Below are 24093 nucleotides of genomic sequence, written 5' to 3'. Positions count from 1 at the left end.
AATGAGTAATTCTCATTATGCGAATCATGGAGCTGAAATTGCGGTAATCGGCATGGCAGGCCGATTTCCGGGAGCAAAAAACGTGCAGGAGTTTTGGAGCAATTTAAAAAATGCGAAAGAAACGATTTCTTTTTTCACTGATGAGGAGCTGAGAGAAGAGGGCGTTAATGAAGAGCTGCTGAATGATCCGCGATTTGTCAAAGCAAAAGGAATTGTGGAGGATGTAGATCTGTTTGATGCCGGCTTCTTTGATTATACGCCGAAGGAAGCTGCCATGATGGATCCGCAGTTCCGTATCTTTCATGAATGCGTGTGGACTGCCTTGGAAGATGCCGGCTACGATCCTTTCACTTACAAAGGGCAGATCGGCCTTTATACCGGAGCGGGCCTCAATGCAGAATGGGTGCTGAGGGCTCTTCAGGGAGCAAAGACCGGAGAAGACTCAAAGACGCTGGAAACAGCGGTTTTGAATATGAGAGATTACATGGCAACACTTATTTCTTATAAGCTTAACCTGAAAGGGCCGAGCATGATGGTGCAGACCGCTTGCTCAACCTCGATGGTCTCTATTCACCTTGCTGCTCAGGCTTTGTTAAATGGGGACTGCCATATGGCGGTTGCAGGCGGAGTCTCTATCCGCCTCCCGCAAAAGTCCGGGTATCTCTACCAAGAAGGTATGATCCATTCTCCGGACGGACATTGCCGCGTCTTTGATGATGAGGCGGCAGGCACAGTATTTGGAGACGGAGCGGGAGCGGTCATTTTGAAAACGCTAGAAGATGCTGAAGCAGACGGAGACCATATTTATGCTGTCATTAAAGGTACTGCAATCAATAATGACGGCAGCAGAAAGGTTGGATATACAGCGCCGAGCACCAAAGGCCAGGTAACCGCGATCAAAACAGCCCTGCACATGGCCGAGGTGGAGCCTGAAACCATTACCTATGTCGAGGCTCACGGCACAGGGACGACACTCGGTGATCCGATAGAAATTGAAGCATTAAAACAAGCTTACCAAACAGACCGTCGCGGCTACTGCAGAATTGGTTCTGTCAAATCCAACATCGGTCATTTAAATGATGCGTCTGGTGTAGCTGGATTTATGAAAGCAGTTCTAAGCTTAAAGCATAAAGTGATTCCGCCGACTCTGAATTTCGAAAAGCCAAACGCCAAAATCGATTTTGAACAATCGCCATTTGTCGTCAATACGGAACTCACCCCTTGGGAAGAAAGTGAATGCCCGCGCAGAGCGGGCGTTAGCTCATTTGGCATTGGGGGAACAAATGCCCATGTCATATTAGAGGAAGCGCCGGCGCAGCACAAGGCAGCGGAAAGACATGACGCTGAACTCTTATTGCTGTCAGCCAAAACACCGGCCGCTTTAAACAGCATGACAGAACGGCTGTCAAACTATTTTGTGCAAAATCCGCAGACCGATTTTGCAGCCGCGGCATATACCCTCAAAGCAGGGCGCCATTCATTTCCATATAAAAAAGCGATTGTGGCAGCGGATGTGCCTGAGTTTCTTCAGGCTATTCATGAAAATGACTATGAATCTGTTAAAACCGGCAGTTCTCAATCTGCAAGCCGGCCCGTTGTCTTTCTTTTTCCGGGACAGGGGGCGCAGTATGTTGATATGGCAAAAGGGCTTTACGATACTGTACCGATTTTCAAGGAGGAGCTCGACGCCTGTTTTGACATATTAAAAAATCATATGGACATAGATCCGCGCACGGTGGTTTTCTCTGACAATCAAAAGCATGACGCGAATCTGATTAACCAAACTGAATATACACAGCCCCTTTTGTTCTGTATCGAATATGCACTTGCAAAAATGCTGATCCACTGGGGAATTAAGCCGAAAGCAATGGCGGGACACAGCATCGGTGAGTATACGGCTGCAGCCATTTCAGGTGTGCTCTCATTGGAAGATGCTCTTGACATCGTCAGCTATCGAGGGGCAGCTCTCCAAAATCTGCCGTCCGGTTCTATGCTTAGCGTTTCCTTAAGCGAAGCAGACATTAAACCGTATATAGACGGAACCATTTCAATAGCTGCAGTGAATGCATCGGATTCATGTGTTGTATCGGGAGAATCAAGTGCGATTGATGCATTGGAAAGGAAGCTGAACGCCGAAGGACACAGCTGCAGAAAGCTTCATACATCACATGCCTTCCATTCGTATATGATGGAACCGGTTTTAGAAAGCATGAAACATAAGCTCTCAGCCTATCAATTTAAAAAACAAAAGATCCCGTTTGTCTCAAATGTAACCGGAGACTGGATCACTGACGAGGAAGCTAAAGACCCGGCATATTGGGCTGATCATTTGCGGGGAACCGTCAGATTTATGAACTGCGCAAAACGCTTAAAAGAAGAACTGGATCCAATTTTTATAGAGGTCGGCCCTGGAAATGCGCTGCGTTCGTTTGTCAGCAAATTGTATCAGGCAGAGGGCAAGCAGCATATTGCAATCCAGCTGATGAGGCATCCAAAGGAGGCGGCTTCTGATTACCGTTATTTGCTGAGCAGGCTGGGTGATATGTGGCTTCACGGGGTGCCGGTCGATTGGACAGCCTTTTATGATCAGGACCAATGCCAGCTTATTCCGCTTCCAACATATCCTTTTGAAAGAGAAAGATACTGGATTGGCCGGACAAATGAACAGCAGGGAACACCGGCGGCAGAACATTTTCAGCTTTTCGTGCCTGAGCAAGCAAATGACGGGCAGACAGCGGATGCAGAAGCAGATATTCAATTTAATGAGACAGAGACGGTCTTGGCTGCTATGTGGAAAGACATTCTCGGAGTCAAACATGTCACATTAGATACCCATTTCTTTGAAACAGGCGGGCATTCATTAAACGCCACTGGTCTGATTTCCCGCATTCATAAGGAATTTGGACCGGAGCTGACGTTAAGCGATGTATTCCAGCACCCGACAATCCGTGCGCTTGCCGCGCTTATTGATCGCTCTGACCGACAACAATATACATCCATCCTGCCTTCAGAGAAAAAAGACGTATACAGGCTGTCAGCTGCACAGCGGAGAACGTATTTGATTCATCAAAGAATCGGGCAAGTCACCACATATAACATGCCGATGGCTCTTTTATGCTTCGGGAAAATTGATGCCGTCCGCTTCGAGGATACATTCAAAAAGCTGATCGAAAGGCATGAAACACTGCGTACAACGTTTGAAATTAAGGATGGAGAACCTGTGCAGCGAATCCATCAAAACTTTGAATTTTCGATTGAACAAACCGAAGCGAAAATGGATGAGCTTGATGACGAAATCAGTTCATTTATACGGCCGTTTGATCTTAAGGTTTCTCCATTAATTCGGGTGAAATTCGTCAAAATCGAGGAAGAAAAACATGCGTTGCTTGTTGATATGCATAATATTGTGGCGGACGGCGCCTCAATGAATATTTTTATAAAAGAATTTACCCAATTATATAGAGGGGAACAGCTCCCAGAAAACATCATTCAGTATAAAGATTATGCGGAGTGGCAGCAGACATTTTTTAATAGTGATATGTTTAAACGCCAAAAAGAGTATTGGCTGAAGCAGCTTGAGGGTGAAGTGCCTGTGCTGAATATGCCTCTTGATTACGAACGAAAAGAACAAAGCTTTTTAGGCAGGGCGATCAAGTTTACAATCCCGCCGCGCGTTTTAGAAAAGCTTGAGAAAATCGGAGAGGCGCAGCAGCTGACAAACAATGTCATGCTGTTTCAGCTCTATGCCATGCTTTTGTCCAGTTATACAAAACAGCAGGAGCTGATGATTGGGTCATTGGTGGCAGGCCGGCGTCATGCGGATATTGAGAATACGATCGGTATGTTTACAAACTTTTTGCCGATCAAAATTCATTTGAATCCTGAAGAGTCGTTTGTCGGCAACCTTCAGCACACAAAACAAACTCTGCTTGAAGCTTATGACCATCAGGATTATCCATACGATCAAATGGCAGAAGCGCTGCAGCCGGTGATCAAGCCGAACCGCAACCCTTTCTTTGACACCATGCTGATCTATCATAATGAGTATGACCCGAATATAAAAATAGAGGCTGGCGGATTAACATTTGAAACATACGAATTCGCAAAGGGCATTTCAAAGCTTGATATGAAAATGGACGTCGTGAAGGAAGTGACAGGAGAGCTTAAATGTGTGCTTCAATACAACCGGTCGCTTTTCACTCATGAATCCATGCAGGCTCTTGTTTCTCATTTTATCTCTCTTACTGAAAAAGCTGCAGAAGAGCCTGAAAAATGCATTAAGGACATTCCGGTGCTGAGCCAAAAAGAGCAGGAAGAGGCCGAGCGGAAAAGGGAGAGAGAGTCAAACCGAGTCATCTCGTGCCCATTAACCATTTGTTCCAATTTTACAGCTGATCCGATTGTGCCTTACCTAAAATGGTGGGGTGAACAGTTTGATATCAATTTAGATATAAAGCTGTCTCCTTACGGCCAGGTGTTTCAAGAATTGCTTAATGAAGAAAGCTTGCTGTCAAGGCAAAAAAGCGGTGCCAACCTGCTGTTGATTCGCCTTGAGGATATGGCGGGGGATGAAGGTCTTTCTTTGGAAGAAAGAATAGCTCACGTTCAATATAATTCAGATGAACTGCTCGCCATCATGAAACAGAAGAAAAAGGAAGTGCCTTATTTCATTGGATTGCTGCCGCTGGAAAATGTGAAAGAGCAGGAGCTCCGGGACATCCTTGTGCAATGCCAGCAGAATTGGATCGCGCAGCTTGCTAAAGAAACGGATGTACATTTGATTGATCTTCGCCAGCTGCATCAAACATACCAGCTTGATGCCATATTTGACCCGCACAGTGAAAGAGCGGCAAGAATACCGTTTACTGAAGAATTTTACGCGGCGATGGGAACACGGGTGGCGCGTGAGTTGACGGCATGGCTCAAACCGCCATTTAAAGCGGCCGCCATCGATTGTGACGGCACTTTGTGGAGCGGTCCCGTGTCTGAAGCTGGGGCGGAAGGAGTCATTATTACTCCTGCCCATCGAGCGCTGCAGCAATTTTTAAAGAGAAAACAAGAAGAGGGTCTGCTCCTTGTGCTTTCAAGCAGGAATAATGAAGAAGACGTCTGGAATGTGTTTGAACGTCATCCAGATATGATTTTAAAGAAAGAGGACTTTGTCCTATCACGCATTAATTGGGATGAGAAAGCCAGAAACATGAAAGAAATGGCCGACGAGCTGAACATTTCAGTGGACCGGTTCATATTCTTAGATGATGATCCGGCTCAATGCCTTGAAATGAACGAACGCCTGCCAGAGGTTCTGACCTTGCTTCTGCCGTCAGATATAGATTCTATTCCAATGTTCTTAGAACATGTCTGGGCATTTGACAGGTTCAGGGTGACAGAAGCTGATCAAAAGCGCACGGAACGATACTTGGCAGCACAAGAAAGAAAAATAGATTTGAATACGTCCCGTTCTCTTGAAGAGTTTCTTTCCGGTTTACACCTGCGTATAGCCTTGACTGAGATGACAGAAGAGCATTTGCCGCGAGTTGCTCAAATGAGCGCGAGAATTAATCAGTTCAATATGAATCCGTCAGTCTATCGTGAGGAGCAGCTTGCCCAGCGGCTCAATACGGACGGCCATATCGGCTGGGTCGTTGAAGCGTCGGACAGATTCAGTGATGAAGGCATCGTCGGTGCAATCATGGGAATCCAAAAAGAAGATTCATTAAAGATAGATACTTTTCTGCTCAGCTGCCGCGCACTAGGCAAAGGAATTGAACATAAAGTGCTATCCGGCCTTGCTTCATATGCACAGGATAAACAGCTTGCGATGATATCGTTGAAGTATAAAAAATCAGGGAAAAACCGGGCTTTTTCTGAGTTTTTGGCTGAGCATCGTTTTATGGAAGAGGCTGGCCCGTTAAATACGGTTTATCACATATCCGTCAATGAGGTAGAGGATCAAAGCGGCCATATCGAATGGGTGTCCTCGTTAGAGCCAGCGCCTCGCAAAAAGGCGAAAGCGATTGCCGATGACGTATTGCAATCCGCTTTAATGGAAAACACAAACGCTCATTGGGAAGTGCTGCATGCTGAGAAATCCTTGCATTCTCCATATTTATTGGCCTTAGATACCAATCAGCCGGAGCATTTGCGTGCTCTGTTAGTAAAGGAACATTTAGGAGCTGAAACAGAAGATAGCGGACCGGAGACAGAACAGCAAAAAATTCTCTCGGATATCTGGAAGCAAATTCTCCACTTGGATTTTGTAGGAATTGACAACGATTTCTTTGATTTGGGAGGAAATTCGCTGCTCGCTGTCAAAATGGAAGTAGAGATGGAAAAGAAAGGCTGGTATGTTGATGATTTGAATCTTGCGAAAAAACACACGATAAGGGAATTATCTAAATATATGAAGAGGGAGAATCAGCATGCATAAAGACATTAAAGCAATATTTGATGAAGAAAAGGTTTTGGCAGAAGCTGCCGTTATATATGGATTTAGTAGAGATCAAGTGCAGTTTTTAGCGGATGCGGAAAACTATGTGTATGAGTTTGCTAAAGACAATGAATCCTATATTTTAAAGATTACACACACGATTCGCCGGTCGCCGGATTATATTATGGGAGAGATGGAATGGCTCCATCATCTTGCTGAAGGCGGTCTTTCAGTGGCCAAACCAATCCCGTCGTTAAACGGTAAGGATGTTGAGGAAGTGCCGGACGGAAAGGGCGGAGCATTTTTATTGAGAGTGTATGAAAAGGCGCCGGGCCATAAAGTAGACGAATCTGATTGGAACGAAACCCTATTTTTCGAGCTTGGCAGATACACAGGGAAGATGCACAGCCTGACAAAAAGCTATAAACTGAGCAATCCTACATTTAAGAGACAGGAGTGGGATGAAGAAGAGCAGTTGAAGCTCAGAAAATATGTTCCTGAAGATCAGACAAAGGTTTTTCAGCAGGCGGACGATTTAATGAATGAGTTGCGCCAGCTGCCAAAAAACCGTGACAGCTACGGCCTTGTTCACGCAGATCTTCATCATGGTAATTTTAACTGGGATCATGGGAAGATCACTACATTTGATTTTGATGATATCGGATACAACTGGTTTGTGAATGATATCAGCATTCTTCTCTACAATGTACTATGGTATCCGGTCATTCCTTATGAAAATAAAGCAGCCTTTACAGAAGAATTCATGACGCATTTTATGAAAGGGTACAGGGAGGAAAATGAAATTGACGCCGAATGGCTCAAGAAAATTCCAGATTTCCTTCGCCTGCGCCATATGCTGATTTATGGATTGCTTCATCAAATGTTTGATCTTGATCAAATAGGAGAAGAAGAAAAAGAAATGCTGAAAGGATTCAGAAACGATATCGAAAATCAAACGCCGATAACCGAATTTGACTTTTCGAAGTTAGCTTAAGAAAATTGCGCCGGTCCCTTTTGGGACGGCGCTCCTTAATCAAAAAACGGCAGTGAAGCGTTTTTTATTTTTGTTCTAAAATAGCAAAAATGTTTTTTGCCTGCTGCGTATTGTCGATAAGCCCCTTCCATTTTTCCTTTCCCGGACCGTAAGCATAAACCGGTACGTCTTCCCCGGTGTGGGCTAATGTCGTCCAGCCTGAAAAAGACCGTTTATCAAAAATCAATTGAATGCTTTTTTGGATATCAGCTGTATTCGATTGTGAGGCTGCATTTTGAACCTGATTTATCTCATTTTCCGTCAGCTTCATATCAACATAAGTGCTGAGAACCTTTTCGGCATCTTGGCCTTCAGCGATCTTTTCTGCCATATAGCCCGGCGTTTTTTTAGCGGCGATGATTGGGGAAGGGTCCCATTTATAGCCAGTCTCGCGCGTCATTCCCTCTGCGCCGTAAGAGAACCCGCCTGTAGAGTGATCAGCTGTAATAATAACCAGCGTTTCTTGATCTTTTTTCGCAAAATCCAGAGCAGCTTGAACGCCTTTCTCGAAATCTTCCATTTCGCTCAAAGCGCCCACCACGTCATTTTCATGGGCTGCATTGTCAATATTGCTTCCTTCCAGAAGCATAAAAAAACCGTTTTCGTTCTTCTGTAACTGGGTGAGTGCCGCTTCCGTCATGTCTTTTAGAGAGGGTGTGCTGTTCTCTCTGTCAATCGCTTTATCTAATTCAACTTCTCCAAACAGTCCGAGCAGTTTTTCGTGCTGATTTTTTTTTAGGTCTTGCTTCGTGGTCACATAATGATAGCCGTCTTTTCGGAACTCTTCAGCAAGATTTCGGTCATTGCGAATGAAATATTTCGCTCCGCCTCCAAGTAAAACATCAACCTTATGAGATCCATTAATACGTTCATCATAGTATTGGTCAGCAATTTCAGTGTAGTTTTTCCGTGAGACGTTATGTACGCCGAAAGCAGCGGGAGTGGCATCGGTTAAGTCCGAAGTCACGACGATGCCGACGGATTTCTTTTTCTCTTTTGCAGCTTCAGTTACGCTTTTGAGCCGCTGATGATTGTTGTCTACAGCAATGGCGTCATTATATGTTTTCGTTCCGGTTGCCATGGCAGTTGCAGCCGCCGAGGAATCAGTGATATTGTCTCTGGGATCGTTAGGTTGCGTCATCTGCATGCCTGTTAAATAAGAGTCCCATGCTGTTTGGACGGGAGTGTTCAGCTTTTCGCTTTTTAAAGTCCTATAGCTGTTAATCATCGGCATACCCATTCCGTCTCCGATGATTAGGATAATATTTTTAGGATTCTTGCTGCTGCTCTTGGATGATTGAGAATGAGGAGGGGATATGAATTCAGTTATGGCAAAAATACTTAAGAAAGCAGTCAAAATGAGGGTGACAGTTACTGTAAACCGTGATTTGGTAATGACGAACATCTCCTTTTATTATATTTATTTACTAATATGTATTTTATTTGAAAATAATAGAGACTTCAATGTTTTTTTCGATGACAGCAAAAAGCCAATGGGATTCCGCCCCATTGGCTTTTATAATGTATCACACTTCACGCCGACTACGCCTTCAATGGCTTTAATGTCATAGTAGACATCGGTCGTGTATCTGTTTTTATGGACGCGGACCTTCACTTCCATAATTGGAAAATCCTTTTCGCCCAGGTCGTCGATCCGGACGGAGTGTGTTTTGATATCTTTTCTTTTCATTTCTTTTAAAATCTCTGTCATTTTGTCTTTATCAGAAAGTGACATTCTGATGCGGATGTCTTTTTCCTGCAGGCGGTCGGGACCAATTTTTCTGACCACCCATGGGAGAAATTCCACGCTGATCAGGATGAACAGAAGACTGGCAAACGCTTCTTTATAAAATCCGGCTCCCGTTGCCAGCCCGAGTCCCGCTGCACCCCAGATCATGGCCGATGTCGTCAGGCCGGAAATGACATCATTGCTTTTTCGCAGGATGACACCGGCTCCGATAAATCCGACGCCGGAGATGATTTGTGCCGGCAGGCGCAGCGGATCCATCATGATGCGGTAGTATTTAGGGAAATGATATGCCGCATTAATACTGACGATCGTCAGCATGCATGAGCTAACGGCGATGACGATACAGGTTTTTAATCCGAGCGGCTTATTTTTTAATTCGCGTTCAAGCCCGATGACCATGCCAATCAATGTGGCAATGCCCAATTTTAATAAAATATCAGGATCAATATACCAGCTCAACAGCAAACTTCCCCCTTTTCTAAGGTGTTTTTAAATAAATATGATTTTCTCACAGTATTTATAGCAAAACAAGAGCACAAAAGCCACCAAGCTGCGCTTGATGGCTTATTGTTTACTTTTTGCGTTTTAACAGCTTTTCCATGACACCGAATAATCGGTAAGAGGCTTTTGCAGGACGTTTTGTGATCAAGCTTCCAATAATACCTGCAATCATACTCAAGAAAAATCCTGGAATCATTTCATAGATGCCTGTAGAGTCAGCTAAACCAGTTGTAATCCAAATTAATACTGTCGCAGCCCCAACAACCATGGCTGAAAGGGCGCCCCATTCAGTCATCCGTTTCCAATACAGGCTCAGCAGAATGGCAGGCCCAAAAGCAGAACCGAATCCGGCCCATGCATAACCAACCAAATCAAGAATCGTGCTGCTCGGATTCAAGGACATCAGAATTGCAATGACCGCGATAATCAATACTGACAGCCGGCCGGCCAAGACCAATTCTTTATCTGATGCTTCACGTCTGAAAAATGTCCGGTATAAGTCTTCTGTCATTGCGCTCGCTGTTACCAAGAGCTGAGAAGAGATCGAACTCATAATGGCTGCTAAAATAGCAGACAGCAAAAATCCAGTAATCAATGGATGGAACAATATTTTAGAAAAAATAATGAAAATCGTTTCAGGATCACTTACAGCAACTCCGAATTTATGGGCGTAAGCCACACCGACTAAACCCGTTACGGTTGAACCAAGAATGGAGATAATCATCCAGCTCATACCGATTCTGCGCGCAGGTTTTAAATCCTTGATATGCTTAATCGCCATAAAACGGACGATGATATGAGGCTGACCATAGTAGCCTAAGCCCCAAGCCAAATAAGAAATAATGCTAATGACGCTCGCGCCTTTAAAAATATCCAATAGCTTTGGGTTTACAGCTGTAATCTCATGTAAAGCAGGAGAAACGCCGCCCAGCTGGGTAAAAGCAACGATCGGCACAAGCACTAGCGCTGCAAACATGATCGCCCCCTGTACAAAGTCAGTCAGACTGACAGCAAGGAAACCGCCAAACAGTGTATATAACACGACAACGCCTGCAGTCAGCAGGAGTCCAAGTGTATAATCGGCTCCAAAAGCAGATTCAAATAATCTTCCGCCTGATACCATACCTGAAGAAGTATACAGTGTGAAAAAGATCATAATGATTAAAGCTGATACAATTTTCAGCACTGACGAAGAATGCTGGAATCGTTTATCAAAGAAATCGGGAATCGTAATCGCGTCATCCGCCGCTTCCGTATACGCTCTAAGACGTGGAGCCAAAAGAAGATAGTTCGAATACGCGCCGATTGTCAAACCGAGTGCTAGCCATAGTGTCGACAAGCCTGTCGCAAACATTGCCCCTGGAATTCCCATCAGCATCCATCCACTCATATCCGCCGCGCCGGCAGACAAAGCTGTGACAAACGGTCCGAGGCCTCTTCCTCCAAGCATGTAATCGTTGATATCAGTTGTTTTCTTAAACGAGTACCAGCCGATTAACAGCATGGCAGTAAAGTAAATTCCTAAAGATATAATAATTTCAATACTCACGATTTACCCTCTCTTCATTTCTAATAATGTTGCATCACCTCTCAAATTGATGGTGCCAGTTAAGCAGCCTGGCGTAAGTGCGAAACAAAAGAAATTCTTTTGGGGGTGCACTTGGTAACTTAACCTAACAAAGTATTCCCGGCCATTCAAGCAATGAAACCTTGCTCATGAGCGGGAAATACCGCCGCAAACCTAGAAGGGAATAAAGAATAAAACGCTTTCAAAAAATAATAAAAGTAAAAATATTCAGAAAAATATTTCGTTTCTCCTTCGTCTCATTTTAGTATAAAATATATAGGGTATTGTTTCGAAAACACAGGCCTGTCTTAAGGCGTTTTGTTGCTTTAAAGGGCTTGTTTTTGATATGATCAGTATTATATGACTTAACGGAGAAATATGTGGAGGTGGATCATATGTCACGAATTTCAATAGAAGAAGTAAAGCACGTTGCGCACCTTGCACGACTTGCGATTACTGAAGAAGAAGCAAAGATGTTCACTGAACAGCTCGACAGCATCATTTCCTTTGCCGAGGAGCTGAATGAGGTCAACACAGACAATGTGGAGCCTACAACTCACGTGCTGAAAATGAAAAATGTCATGAGAGAAGATGAAGCGGGTAAAGGTCTTCCGGTTGAGGATGTCATGAAAAATGCGCCTGACCATAAAGACGGCTATATTCGTGTGCCATCAATTCTGGACTAAAGGAGGGACACAAGAATGTCATTATTTGATCATAAAATCACAGAATTAAAACAGCTCATACATAAAAAAGAGATTAAGATTTCTGATCTGGTTGACGAATCTTATAAACGCATCCAAGCGGTTGATGATAAGGTACAAGCCTTCTTGGCATTAGATGAAGAAAGAGCACGCGCATACGCGAAGGAGCTTGATGAGGCGGTTGACGGCCGTTCTGAGCATGGTCTTCTATTCGGTATGCCGATCGGCGTAAAAGATAATATCGTAACAAAAGGGCTGCGCACAACATGCTCCAGCAAAATTCTTGAAAACTTCGATCCGATCTACGACGCTACTGTCGTTCAGCGCCTTCAAGACGCTGAAGCAGTCACAATCGGCAAACTGAACATGGACGAATTCGCCATGGGATCATCTACCGAAAACTCAGCTTACAAGCTGACGAAAAACCCTTGGAACTTAGAAACAGTTCCCGGCGGTTCAAGCGGCGGTTCAGCGGCTGCGGTTGCTGCGGGAGAAGTTCCGTTTTCTCTTGGATCTGACACAGGCGGCTCCATCCGTCAGCCGGCATCTTTCTGCGGCGTTGTCGGATTAAAGCCTACATACGGACGTGTATCTCGTTACGGACTGGTCGCATTTGCGTCTTCATTAGACCAAATTGGTCCGATTACCCGTACGGTTGAGGATAACGCATTTTTACTTCAAGCGATTTCCGGTGTAGACAAAATGGACTCCACGAGTGCCAATGTGGACGTGCCTGATTTTCTTTCTTCATTAACTGGCGACATCAAAGGACTGAAAATCGCCGTTCCGAAAGAATACCTTGGTGATGGTGTTGGCAAAGAAGCGAGAGAATCTGTCCTGGCAGCGCTAAAAGTCCTTGAAGGCCTCGGCGCTACATGGGAAGAAGTGTCTCTTCCGCACAGTAAATACGCGCTTGCGACATATTACCTGCTGTCATCTTCTGAAGCATCAGCGAACCTTGCACGCTTTGACGGCATCCGCTACGGCTACCGCACAGACAATGCGGATAACCTGATCGACCTTTACAAGCAAACGCGCGCTGAAGGTTTCGGAAATGAAGTCAAACGCCGCATCATGCTTGGAACGTTTGCTTTAAGCTCAGGCTACTACGATGCGTACTACAAAAAAGCGCAAAAAGTGCGTACGTTGATTAAGAAAGATTTCGAAGACGTATTTGAGAAATATGATGTCATTGTCGGACCGACTACGCCGACACCTGCGTTTAAAATCGGTGAAAACACGAAAGATCCGCTCACAATGTACGCAAACGATATCTTAACGATTCCGGTCAACCTTGCCGGCGTACCGGGAATCAGTGTGCCATGCGGATTAGCAGACGGACTTCCGCTCGGCCTGCAAATCATCGGAAAACACTTTGATGAAAGCACTGTATACCGTGTTGCTCATGCATTTGAACAAGCGACAGACCATCATAAAGCAAAACCTGAATTGTAAGGGGTGAAAAGAATTGAACTTTGAAACGGTAATCGGACTTGAAGTCCACGTTGAGTTAAAAACAAAATCAAAAATTTTCTCAAGCTCTCCAACGCCATTCGGCGCGGAGGCGAATACGCAGACAAGCGTCATTGACCTCGGATACCCGGGTGTCCTGCCTGTCCTGAACAAAGAAGCCGTTGAATTCGCAATGAAAGCCGCTATGGCGCTCAACTGTGAGATCGCAACGGATACGAAGTTCGACCGCAAAAACTATTTCTATCCTGACAACCCGAAAGCGTATCAGATTTCTCAATTTGATAAGCCGATCGGCGAAAACGGCTGGATCGAAATTGAAGTCGGCGGAAAAACAAAACGCATCGGCATCACACGTCTTCACCTTGAAGAGGATGCCGGAAAACTGACGCATACAGGCGACGGCTATTCTCTTGTTGACTTTAACCGCCAGGGAACGCCGCTTGTTGAGATCGTATCTGAGCCGGATATCCGCACGCCGGAAGAAGCGTACGCGTATCTTGAAAAGCTGAAATCCATCATCCAATATACAGGCGTTTCCGACTGTAAAATGGAAGAAGGCTCACTTCGCTGTGATGCCAATATCTCTCTTCGTCCGATCGGCCAAGAGGAATTCGGCACAAAAACAGAATTGAAAAACTTGAACTCCTTTGCGTTTGTTCAAAAAGGCCTTGAGCATGAAGAAAAACGCCAAGAGCAGGTTCTTCTTTCCGGCGGCGTCATCCAGCAGGAAACGCGCCGTTATGATGAAGCAACGAAGAAAACCATTCTCATGCGTGTCAAAGAGGGATCTGACGACTATCGTTACTTCCCGGAGCCAGACCTTGTCGAGCTCTACATTGATGATGAATGGAAGGAGCGCGTAAAAGCAAGTATTCCTGAGCTTCCGGATGAGCGCCGCAAGCGTTATATCGAAGAGCTTGGCTTGCCTGCATATGACGCGATGGTTCTGACGCTGACAAAAGAAATGGCTGATTTCTTCGAAGAAACCGTTCAAAAAGGCGCTGAAGCCAAACAAGCGTCTAACTGGCTGATGGGTGAAGTGTCAGCTTACCTAAACGCTGAGCAAAAAGAGCTTGCCGACGTTGCCCTGACACCTGAAGGCCTTGCCGGCATGATCAAATTGATTGAAAAAGGCACCATTTCTTCTAAGATCGCGAAGAAAGTGTTTAAAGAATTGATTGAAAAAGGCGGCGACGCTGAGAAGATTGTGAAAGAGAAAGGCCTTGTTCAGATTTCTGACGAAGGCGTGCTTCTGAAGCTTGTAACAGAAGCGCTTGACAATAATCCTCAATCAATCGAAGACTTTAAAAACGGAAAAGACCGTGCGATCGGCTTCCTGGTCGGACAGATTATGAAAGCGTCCAAAGGACAAGCCAACCCGCCGATGGTCAACAAAATTCTGCTTGAAGAAATTAAAAAACGCTAATAAAAAAGCAGCCCTTAGAGGCTGCTTTTTATGGTTAAATGGAGATAAAGACAGAGATCAGAGCCCGAAGCTTTTCAACTTCTTTGTTATTGGTTCCGGTCAAATTGGACAGCATGCCTTTTATAATCGGCTTGCGCGGTTTATCCTGAGCCAGTTCTTCCTCGATCACATCGAGTGACACTGTGATATCCTCGGGCAGCGTGCTGTTTTCTTTCACTTTCTGAATGTCCTCAAGCAGCTGGTCCTTCCCCGCAGGCATCGGATTGAAAATTTCTTTTGGCACGATCGGATTGAGGTTTGAACGGCTCAGCCCCTGTACTAGATCATCCAGTCTCTCGATGATAAAGGCTGAGATTTCCTCTGCACCGATATTAAGCTCACTGTTAAATACCATCACATTCATATAGGAATGCACGATGCCTCTTGCCATGATAGACAGATCCGCGACGTACCGCTCGATTCCTTCGCCATAGGATACCAGCAAGGCGTTCCGGTACAGCTTATCCGTCTCCATGGTTACTTTGTAAAAGTATTGCTTGATTTCTTGATTTTCCGGAATGATATTTTCGGTAAGTAAAAGAACAATAAAATCTTTATGATCGCGAAAATCTTCAAATTGAGCGCCAATTTGCTTTTTTAACACTTCTTTAGGCGGCTTTCCGGCGAGATCCTCTTCTATATCTTTCATTTTGGTCATAGACATACCGATGTAATATTCACAGGCAGATAACAGCAGCGCTTCTTTCGATTTGAAGTGCAAATAAAAAGCGCCCTTTGAAATGCCGCATTCACTGGCGATTTCCTGGATCGTCGTAGCTGCGAATCCTTTTTTCGCAAATAAACGAATGCTGGTTTTTATGATTTTCTCTTTTTTTTCATTCATGACGTGCTTCCCCTTAATCCTTGAAAAATTTAGTAAAATTTTCTGGTATATGAGTTGACGTTGTTGCGTTATAACGTTTAGTATTATATAGAATGACCAGTCAGTCAATAAAAAATGTAATGGAGGATATGATGAATCACGTTATTAATTTCGTTCTGAAAAACAAATTCGCCGTATGGCTGATGACGATTATTGTAACGGCAGCCGGCTTGTATGCGGGTATGAATATGAAGCAAGAGTCTATTCCTGACGTGAACATGCCTTACTTGACGATCAGCACGACATATCCGGGTGCGACACCAAGCCAAGTGGCTGATGAAGTGACCAAACCGGTTGAACAAGCCGTTCAGAACTTGGACGGTGTCAGCGTTGTGACGTCGACGTCCTATGAAAACGCATCGTCGGTCATGATTGAATATGATTATGAGAAAGACATGGACAAAGCAAAAACAGAAGCGGCTGAAGCGTTAGAAAACGTCAGTCTGCCTGATGACGCGAAGGATCCGGAGATTTCACGCTACAGCTTGAACTCATTCCCGATTCTGACGCTGAGCGTGTCCAGTGATAAAGATAACCTGCAAGAGCTGACGAAAAAAGTGGAGGACAGCCTCGTTTCTAAGCTTGAAGGCATAGAAGGCGTTGCGTCCGTCCAAGTATCAGGCCAGCAGGTGGAAGAGGTTGAATTCTCTTTCAAAGAAGACAAACTGAAAGAATACGGCCTTGATGAAGATACTGTGAAGAAAGTGATTCAAGGTTCAGATGTGACAACTCCGCTTGGCTTGTACACATTCGGAAATGAAGAAAAATCTGTCGTCGTCAGCGGCGATATTGAAACAATTAAAGATTTGAAGAATATGAGAATTCCTACGGCATCTGCTTCAAGTGCAGGCAGCAGCACAGCATCTCAAGCGGCGGCGCAAAGTGCACAAGCAGCTCAGAGCGCGCAAGCTGCAGCACAGGCACAGCGAAGCGCAAGCACAGCAGTGCCGACGGTCAAGCTTTCTGACATTGCTACAATTAAAGATGTGAAAAAAGCTGAATCCGTTTCACGCACAAATGGCAAAGACAGCATCGGCATCAACATCGTTAAAGCAAACGATGCGAATACGGTAGAGGTTGCCGACAATGTCAAAGCTGAGCTGAAGAAGTTCAAAGAAGACCATAAAGGCTTCAACTACAGCGCAACTCTCGACATGGCGGAGCCGATCACACAGTCAGTTGACACGATGTTAAGCAAAGCCATCTTCGGTGCTATTTTTGCGATTGTGATTATTCTCTTATTCTTAAGAGATATCAAATCTACATTAATTTCGGTAGTTTCAATTCCATTATCATTGCTGATCGCACTCCTTGTGCTGCAGCAGCTTGATATCACACTGAATATTATGACGCTCGGCGCAATGACCGTCGCCATCGGACGTGTCGTCGATGACTCCATCGTTGTGATCGAGAACATTTACCGCCGCATGAGACTCAAAGATGAGCCGCTCCGCGGAAAAGCCTTGGTTCGTGAAGCGACGAAGGAAATGTTTAAGCCGATCATGTCATCAACGATTGTGACAATCGCGGTATTCCTGCCGCTCGCACTTGTAGGCGGACAAATCGGTGAATTGTTTATTCCATTTGCCCTAACAATTGTTTTTGCGCTTGCCGCATCCCTGGTGATTTCGATCACGCTTGTGCCGATGCTCGCACACAGCCTGTTCAAAAAATCATTAACCGGTGCGCCGATGAAAGCGAAAGAACACAAACCAGGCAGACTTGCAAATATCTATAAAAAAGTATTGAACTGGGCGCTGAGCCATAAATGGATCACGTCTATCATCGCTGTTCTAATGCTCCTTGGAAGCTTGTTCCTCGTACCGTTAATCGGTGCCAGCTACCTGCCGTCCGAGGAAGAAAAAACGATGCAGCTCACATACAGCCCAGAACCGGGTGAAACGAAAAAAGAAGCCGAAAAAGAAGCTGAAAAAGCGGAAAAAATCCTGCTTGAGCGCAAGCATGTCGATACGGTTCAGTATTCATTAGGCTCTGGCAGCCCGCTTGCCGGTGGAGATTCTAACGGTGCGTTATTCTATATCAAATATGAAAGCGACACGCCTGACTTTGATAAAGAAAAAGACAACGTGCTGAAGGCCATCCAAAAGCAATCTGACCGCGGAGAATGGAAGTCACAGGACTTCAGCTCTTCAGGCAATAACAATGAATTAACATACTATGTGTATGGCGATTCTGAAAACGACATTAAAGACACAGTCAAAGACATTGAAAAAATCATGAAAGATGAAAAGGATCTGAAAAACGTAAATTCAGGCCTTTCCAGCACATATGATGAGTACACATTTGTCGCTGACCAAGAAAAATTAAGCAAGCTCGGGTTAACCGCGTCTCAAATTTCTCAAGCCTTAATGTCACAAACATCACAAGAACCGCTCACAACTGTGAAAAAAGACGGCAAAGAGCTTGATGTGAACATTAAGACAGAAAAAGACGAGTATAAGAGTGTGAAAGATTTAGAGAATAAAAAGATCACTTCCGCGACTGGCCAGGAAGTCAAAATCGGCGATGTGGCAAAAGTGAAAGAAGGATCAACATCAGATACCGTGTCAAAACGTGACGGAAAAGTCTATGCGGATGTCACAGGTGAGGTTACATCTGACAACGTCACAGCCGTATCAGCTGCTGTACAGAAGAAAATCGATAAGCTAGACCATCCTGATAACGTATCGATTGACACAGGCGGTGTATCAGCGGATATCGCTGATTCCTTCACGAAGCTCGGTTTAGCGATGCTGGCAGCAATAGCGATCGTTTACCTTGTGCTCGTGATTACCTTCGGCGGAGCATTAGCGCCATTTGCGATCCTGTTCTCATTGCCGTTCACAATCATCGGTGCCCTGGTCGGACTTTACGTATCAGGTGAAACGATCAGCCTGAACGCAATGATCGGTATGCTCATGCTGATCGGTATCGTTGTCACGAATGCGATTGTCTTAATTGACCGCGTGATTCATAAGGAAGCGGAAGGCTTGTCTACGAGAGAAGCGCTCCTGGAAGCCGGCTCTACACGACTCCGTCCGATCCTGATGACAGCCATTGCGACAATCGGCGCCTTGATTCCATTAGCACTCGGCTTCGAAGGCGGAAGCCAAGTCATTTCAAAAGGACTCGGCGTCACGGTTATCGGCGGTTTAATCAGTTCAACGCTTCTGACGCTCTTGATCGTGCCAATCGTATATGAAGTATTGGCGAAGTTCCGCAAGAAAAAACCGGGAACGGAAGAAGAGTAAAAAAACTAAAAGCCTCAGCTCTGCTGAGGCTTTTGTGCGTTTTCACCTGTAAGATTATGTACATTTTGTTGCGATTTTTTTAACTCATAGTATAATTAAAGGTTGTTAGTGTAAAAATGGATCGGATACTCTTAAGTAGGATGATGAGATAATGAAACGTGCACGCATAATATACAATCCGACTTCAGGACGGGAGATATTTAAAAAGCATCTTGCCCAGGTCCTGCAAAAATTTGAACAAGCCGGCTATGAAACCTCCACCCATGCGACGACATGCGCAGGAGACGCTACACACGCTGCCAAGGAAGCGGCATTGCGTGAGTTTGACCTGATCATTGCGGCAGGCGGAGACGGAACGATCAACGAGGTCGTCAACGGGCTTGCGCCTTTAGACAACCGGCCGACACTCGGTGTGATTCCTGTCGGCACAACGAACGACTTTGCCAGAGCGCTCGGCATTCCGCGAGAGGATATTTTAAAAGCGGCAGATACGGTCATTAACGGCGTCGCCCGCCCGATTGATATCGGACAGGTCAACGGCCAGTATTTTATCAATATCGCCGGAGGAGGCCGCCTGACGGAGCTGACGTACGACGTGCCAAGCAAACTCAAAACAATGCTAGGCCAGCTTGCTTATTATTTAAAGGGAATGGAAATGCTGCCTTCACTTCGTCCGACAGAAGTCGAGATTGAATATGACGGCAAGCTGTTTCAAGGTGAAATCATGCTGTTTTTGGTCACGCTGACAAATTCCGTCGGCGGGTTCGAAAAGCTCGCGCCGGATTCCAGCCTGAATGACGGCATGTTTGATTTGATGATACTAAAGAAAGCAAACCTTGCTGAATTTATCAGGGTCGCAACGATGGCGCTCCGCGGCGAACACATCAACGACCAGCACATTATTTATACAAAAGCGAACCGCGTGAAAGTCAATGTATCAGAAAAGATGCAGCTGAACCTGGACGGCGAGTACGGCGGCATGCTGCCGGGCGAATTCGTGAATCTGTATCGGCACATTCACGTCGTCATGCCGAAGGAGAAAGCGGAACAGCTGGATGACTAAAACTTGGCTTGAATAGGCCAAGTTTTTCTTTCGCTTAAAACTAGAGGTGATTATAGATGAAAATGAAACCCCCAGTAGAAAAAAATGAATACTACGATGTGACATTTGAGGATTTGACACATGAAGGAGCGGGCGTCGCAAAGGTCCAAGGCTTCCCGATCTTTGTGCCGAATGCCCTGCCCGAGGAAAAAGCCCAAATCAAAGTGACACGCGTCAAAAAAGGGTTCGCCTTCGGCCGTCTGATTGAGCTGAAGGAAGAAAGCCCGCATAGAACGGACGCCCCATGCCCGATTTACAAACAATGCGGAGGCTGCCAGCTTCAGCACATGACCTACGAAGGCCAGCTCCTGTTTAAACAGAAACAAGTCAAAGACGTCTTAGAACGCATCGGCAAGCTGGACCTTTCAAACGTCACCGTGCACCCGACACTCGGCATGGAAGACCCTTGGAACTACAGAAACAAAGCACAGGTGCCGGTAGGAGAACGGGAAGGCGGACTCGTCGCTGGATTTTATCAGCAAAGAAGCCATGACATCATCGACATGAGCGCCTGCCTGATCCAGCAATCCAAAAACGACGAAGCCGTCCAAGCTGTCAAAGACATTTGCGCAAACTACGGTGTCAAAGCTTACAACGAAGAGCGCCACAAAGGCTGGCTCCGCCATATCATGGTCAGATACGGCGTGGTTACCGGCGAAATGATGATCGTCTTCATCACAAGAACAAACGATTTCCCGCACAAAGCGAAGATCATCGAAGACATCACAGCGCAATTCCCGCACGTCAAATCCATCGTGCAAAACATCAACCCGAACAAAACAAACGTCATTTTTGGGAACGAAACAAACGTTATCTGGGGCGAAGAATACATCTACGACCTCATCGGAGACGTCAAATTCGCCATCTCCGCCAGATCGTTCTACCAGGTCAACCCGGAGCAAACCAAAGTGCTCTACGACAAAGCGCTGGAGTACGCAGAGCTTCAAGGGGAAGAAACCGTCATTGACGCTTACTGCGGCATCGGAACGATTTCTCTCTTCCTGGCAAAGCAAGCGAAAAAAGTGTACGGCGTTGAAATTGTGCCGGAAGCAATTGAGGATGCGAAACGAAACGCTGAATTAAACGGCATCACAAACGCAGAGTTCGCGGTCGGAGAAGCGGAAACCGTGATTCCAAAGTGGTATGAAGAAGGCATCACGGCCGATACACTAGTCGTCGACCCGCCAAGAAAAGGCTGCGACGAAGCCCTCCTGCGGACAATTGTGGAGATGAAGCCGAAGCGGGTGGTGTACGTTTCCTGTAATCCTGGCACGCTTGCGAGGGATTTGCGGGTGCTTGAGGATGGCGGATATGCGACGCGCGAAGTGCAGCCTGTGGATATGTTCCCGCATACGAATCATGTGGAGTGTGTGGCTGTGCTGGAATTTAGAGAAGGCAACTAACCTAATGGTTTGTTGCCTTTTTATTATTCATATAGCTATTTAATAAGCTTAGCTTGTGAATTAAGAATCAAAGTTACAAATACCTATAACGGGCATTTGTAATTTGGAATGTCAACATGACTAACTGTTTTGTTTCAGAAAAAATTTCAACCATAATTCTTTTGTTGATAGATCGCTTTGTTAATATTATTCTTTGAATTAGAATGGAAGCCTTTAAAGTTGTTTGTGTTTTTAGATTGAGGATTATATAAATTCTATATGATATAATTCTATATGCCCTTAATGGCTTACTTTTTTTGTATTGAAAGGTTGTTAAAATATATGAAATACCCTATTTTTTCTTTTTTTTCGGGTTCTGGCTTTCTTGATTTAGGATTTGAAAATAGTGACTTTGATGTCGTTTATGTAAACGAGATTCATGAGCCTTTTTTAAAGTCTTACAAGCATTCAAGGAAAATGCTGAAAAAAGAAGCACCTCGTTTTGGCTATCATCAAGGAGATATTACAGACTTATTAGAACAAGAACAATTAAGAGACTATATACAAGAAATAAAAATTGAAAATGATATATTCGGTTTCATTGGAGGACCTCCTTGTCCAGATTTCTCTGTTGGAGGAAAAAATAAAGGAAGGGAAGGGGAAAATGGAAGGTTATCAGGTACCTATATAGATTTGATATGCTTACACAAGCCATCTTTTTTCTTATTTGAAAATGTGAAAGGTCTTTGGAGGACAAAAAGGCACCGAGAATTTTTTGAAGAAATGAAGAAGAGGTTACATGAAAATGGTTATATAACAACAGAAAGGTTAGTTAATTCGTTGGAGTATGGTGCACCCCAGCATAGAGAAAGAATTATACTTTTGGGTTTTCGAAAAGAATTAGTTAGCCAAATTGGTTATCCTAGTAATGAGAATATTATAAATCTCCCGGAAGGAGTTTTTCCGTGGGGGAAATATACCAAATATACCATGGACTATATAAATTGTAGCCCATGGCCAACTACAGATGTTTTTGAAGAAGACTCTGTTAGAAGAAAACCGCTTGGTGTTAAAGAAGATTTAACTGTTGAATATTGGTTCAACAAAAATAAAGTTGAAAATCATCCTAATGCTAAACAGTATTTTACCCCAAGAGCTGGCTTAGCAAAATTTTTGGTTATTGAAGAGGGAGATGATTCGAAGAAATCCTACAAAAGACTCCATCGATGGAGATATTCTCCTACAGCTGCATATGGGAATAATGAAGTCCATTTACATCCTTACAAAGCGCGAAGAATTTCAGTAGCGGAGGCATTAGCAATTCAATCATTACCACATAACTTTGAAATACCACAAGACATTTCATTAACAGACGCTTTTAAAACGGTTGGGAATGGAGTACCCTATCTGGCTTCTTTGGGAATAGCAGAATCTATAAGTGATTTTTTAAGGAAGGAGTAAAGTGATGAAATTAACTGCATCCGATATTGTAGCTTATATAGATCAATTACCTAAAAATAGAACGTACACATACATTAATCCAAAAACTAAAGGCATAATTAAAATTGTTGAAGTTAGAAAACCAGAAGGTCCTATTCTTTTTAAAAGATACAACCCTAATAAAGGTGAAACACTTTTTATGGCAAAAGAAGAGTCTATTTCTTCTGAAATGGTTTGGAGAGTAGCTAACTCATTTTTTCCAAACCAGCCTATTAACATTGACCGCATATTAGGTGGAAGTTATAATACACGATCAGTTTTAGAAACGCTAATTGCACATACTCCTCAATTTTATTACTGTTATCCAGGAAGAATTGAAAGTATTAGAAGTAAATCTATCATCAAAAAAGGACATAAACATCTTATGTGGTGTCCTGAAAACCCTCATGCATCAGGTCAAATGTATAAAACAGAAACAGATATTGTAGTTTCGGAAGTTCCAAATGTAGACGTTTTCTATGATAGAGTGTTTTTACCGGAAGAAGTTATAGATACAGAGCTGGATATTAATTTACAAAGAAGACATTCACAAATTCAAGTAGCTTTAATTAAAATAGGTCAACAATTGGGGTTTCGGACTTGGATTGCTCAGAATGATAAAGGAGTAATATATAATAATAAACCAGTTGGAGAAATGGACAGCGTAATAAGATCGTTACGTGATGAGCAATTAATCTCAGCATTTGAAGAAGCTTATAACGCAGCTAAGTTTATAGATTGTATATGGTTTAAAAATGGTAATTTAATGCCAGCAGTAATGGAGGTGGAACACAGTACTGGAGTCAGAAGCGGTCTTACTAGAATGAAAGATTTGCAAAATGCAATCCCATCTTTTCTTACTAGGTATGTAATTGTAGCACCTGATGAAGACAGGAACAAGGTTTTCAAAGAGGCAAATCGTTCTCAATTCCATTCTTTGGATGTAAGGTACTTCCCATATTCTGCAGTAGAAGAGTTATATTCGCTATGTCAGCGTAGAAAGATTCAAGGAATAACCGAAAAATTCTTAGATAGTTTCATGGAGCCAACTTTTGGTTTAATAGGATAACTAT

At 44.2% G+C, this 24093-nt stretch carries 13 protein-coding genes and 1 pseudogene; 10 read left to right on the top strand and 4 right to left on the bottom strand.

Annotated features, from left to right (window positions below):
* Position 1 precedes the first annotated feature (1 nt).
* Positions 2-6430, top strand: coding sequence for a type I polyketide synthase (locus QA442_RS18875; RefSeq protein ID WP_095432139.1), 6429 nt, complete (start codon positions 2-4; stop codon positions 6428-6430).
* On the top strand, positions 6423-7424 hold the full coding sequence (locus QA442_RS18870; RefSeq protein WP_069149109.1) for a phosphotransferase enzyme family protein: 1002 nt from the start codon (positions 6423-6425) through the stop codon (positions 7422-7424). Before QA442_RS18875 ends, QA442_RS18870 begins: the two co-directional genes overlap by 8 nt.
* A gap of 64 nt (positions 7425-7488) precedes the next feature.
* On the opposite strand, the gene QA442_RS18865 is transcribed toward QA442_RS18870, so the two are convergent.
* The 3 genes from QA442_RS18865 to putP form a co-directional block, all read right to left on the bottom strand.
* Positions 7489-8868 (bottom strand): alkaline phosphatase, encoded by a 1380-nt coding sequence (locus tag QA442_RS18865; protein ID WP_095432140.1) that lies wholly within the window; start codon positions 8866-8868, stop codon positions 7489-7491.
* 111 nt (positions 8869-8979) lie between these two features.
* Positions 8980-9678, bottom strand: coding sequence for an MgtC/SapB family protein (locus QA442_RS18860; protein ID WP_082033062.1), 699 nt, complete (start codon positions 9676-9678; stop codon positions 8980-8982).
* A gap of 106 nt (positions 9679-9784) precedes the next feature.
* On the bottom strand, positions 9785-11263 hold the full coding sequence (gene putP / locus QA442_RS18855) for a sodium/proline symporter PutP (RefSeq protein WP_014663094.1): 1479 nt from the start codon (positions 11261-11263) through the stop codon (positions 9785-9787).
* Positions 11264-11676: 413 nt separating this feature from the next.
* Between putP and gatC the strand changes: the two genes are divergently transcribed.
* Genes gatC through gatB form a run of 3 tightly spaced genes read left to right on the top strand, consistent with a single transcriptional unit; the run spans position 11677 to position 14884 of the window.
* A complete protein-coding gene (gene gatC, locus QA442_RS18850) occupies positions 11677-11967 on the top strand; it encodes an Asp-tRNA(Asn)/Glu-tRNA(Gln) amidotransferase subunit GatC (RefSeq protein ID WP_003219442.1) in 291 nt (96 codons plus the stop codon).
* Between the two features lie 15 nt (positions 11968-11982).
* Entirely contained in the window at positions 11983-13440 is a 1458-nt protein-coding gene (gatA, locus tag QA442_RS18845; RefSeq protein ID WP_095432141.1) for an Asp-tRNA(Asn)/Glu-tRNA(Gln) amidotransferase subunit GatA, read from the top strand.
* Positions 13441-13453: 13 nt separating this feature from the next.
* Complete coding sequence (gene gatB, locus QA442_RS18840; protein ID WP_003219444.1) at positions 13454-14884, top strand: Asp-tRNA(Asn)/Glu-tRNA(Gln) amidotransferase subunit GatB; 1431 nt, start codon at positions 13454-13456, stop codon at positions 14882-14884.
* Between the two features lie 15 nt (positions 14885-14899).
* Here the strand turns inward: gatB and QA442_RS18835 are convergent.
* Positions 14900-15767, bottom strand: a pseudogene (locus QA442_RS18835) (TetR/AcrR family transcriptional regulator); the annotation flags it as partial.
* A 131-nt stretch (positions 15768-15898) separates the two neighbouring features.
* Between QA442_RS18835 and srfP the strand changes: the two are divergent.
* The 5 genes from srfP (at position 15899) to QA442_RS18810 (ending at position 24089) form a co-directional block, all read left to right on the top strand.
* A complete protein-coding gene (gene srfP / locus QA442_RS18830) occupies positions 15899-19057 on the top strand; it encodes a surfactin resistance protein SrfP (RefSeq protein WP_141237726.1) in 3159 nt (1052 codons plus the stop codon).
* Between the two features lie 151 nt (positions 19058-19208).
* Positions 19209-20120 (top strand): diacylglycerol kinase, encoded by a 912-nt coding sequence (locus QA442_RS18825; protein ID WP_003233894.1) that lies wholly within the window; start codon positions 19209-19211, stop codon positions 20118-20120.
* Positions 20121-20176: 56 nt separating this feature from the next.
* A complete protein-coding gene (gene rlmD / locus QA442_RS18820; RefSeq protein WP_095432144.1) occupies positions 20177-21562 on the top strand; it encodes a 23S rRNA (uracil(1939)-C(5))-methyltransferase RlmD in 1386 nt (461 codons plus the stop codon).
* 321 nt (positions 21563-21883) lie between these two features.
* The gene (locus tag QA442_RS18815) at positions 21884-23002 is read left to right on the top strand and encodes a DNA cytosine methyltransferase (protein ID WP_095432145.1); all 1119 of its coding nucleotides are present in this window, start codon (positions 21884-21886) and stop codon (positions 23000-23002) included.
* A gap of 4 nt (positions 23003-23006) precedes the next feature.
* The gene (locus QA442_RS18810) at positions 23007-24089 is read left to right on the top strand and encodes a restriction endonuclease (RefSeq protein WP_214289102.1); all 1083 of its coding nucleotides are present in this window, start codon (positions 23007-23009) and stop codon (positions 24087-24089) included.
* Positions 24090-24093: the final 4 nt, after the last annotated feature.

It is taken from the genome of Bacillus stercoris (assembly GCF_029772985.1).
Lineage (GTDB): Bacteria > Bacillota > Bacilli > Bacillales > Bacillaceae > Bacillus > Bacillus stercoris.
The sequence above is the reverse complement of the archived record's forward strand: the minus strand, read 5'-3'. Positions and strand labels throughout refer to the sequence as shown.

Coding starts and splice junctions, on each gene's coding strand:
- QA442_RS18875 (WP_095432139.1), top strand. CDS start 2: ATGAGTAATTCTCATTATGCGAATCATGGAGCTGAAATTGCGGTAATC.
- QA442_RS18870 (WP_069149109.1), top strand. CDS start 6,423: ATGCATAAAGACATTAAAGCAATATTTGATGAAGAAAAGGTTTTGGCA.
- QA442_RS18865 (WP_095432140.1), bottom strand. CDS start 8,868: ATGTTCGTCATTACCAAATCACGGTTTACAGTAACTGTCACCCTCATT.
- gatC (WP_003219442.1), top strand. CDS start 11,677: ATGTCACGAATTTCAATAGAAGAAGTAAAGCACGTTGCGCACCTTGCA.
- gatA (WP_095432141.1), top strand. CDS start 11,983: ATGTCATTATTTGATCATAAAATCACAGAATTAAAACAGCTCATACAT.
- srfP (WP_141237726.1), top strand. CDS start 15,899: ATGAATCACGTTATTAATTTCGTTCTGAAAAACAAATTCGCCGTATGG.
- QA442_RS18825 (WP_003233894.1), top strand. CDS start 19,209: ATGAAACGTGCACGCATAATATACAATCCGACTTCAGGACGGGAGATA.
- rlmD (WP_095432144.1), top strand. CDS start 20,177: ATGAAAATGAAACCCCCAGTAGAAAAAAATGAATACTACGATGTGACA.
- QA442_RS18815 (WP_095432145.1), top strand. CDS start 21,884: ATGAAATACCCTATTTTTTCTTTTTTTTCGGGTTCTGGCTTTCTTGAT.
- QA442_RS18810 (WP_214289102.1), top strand. CDS start 23,007: ATGAAATTAACTGCATCCGATATTGTAGCTTATATAGATCAATTACCT.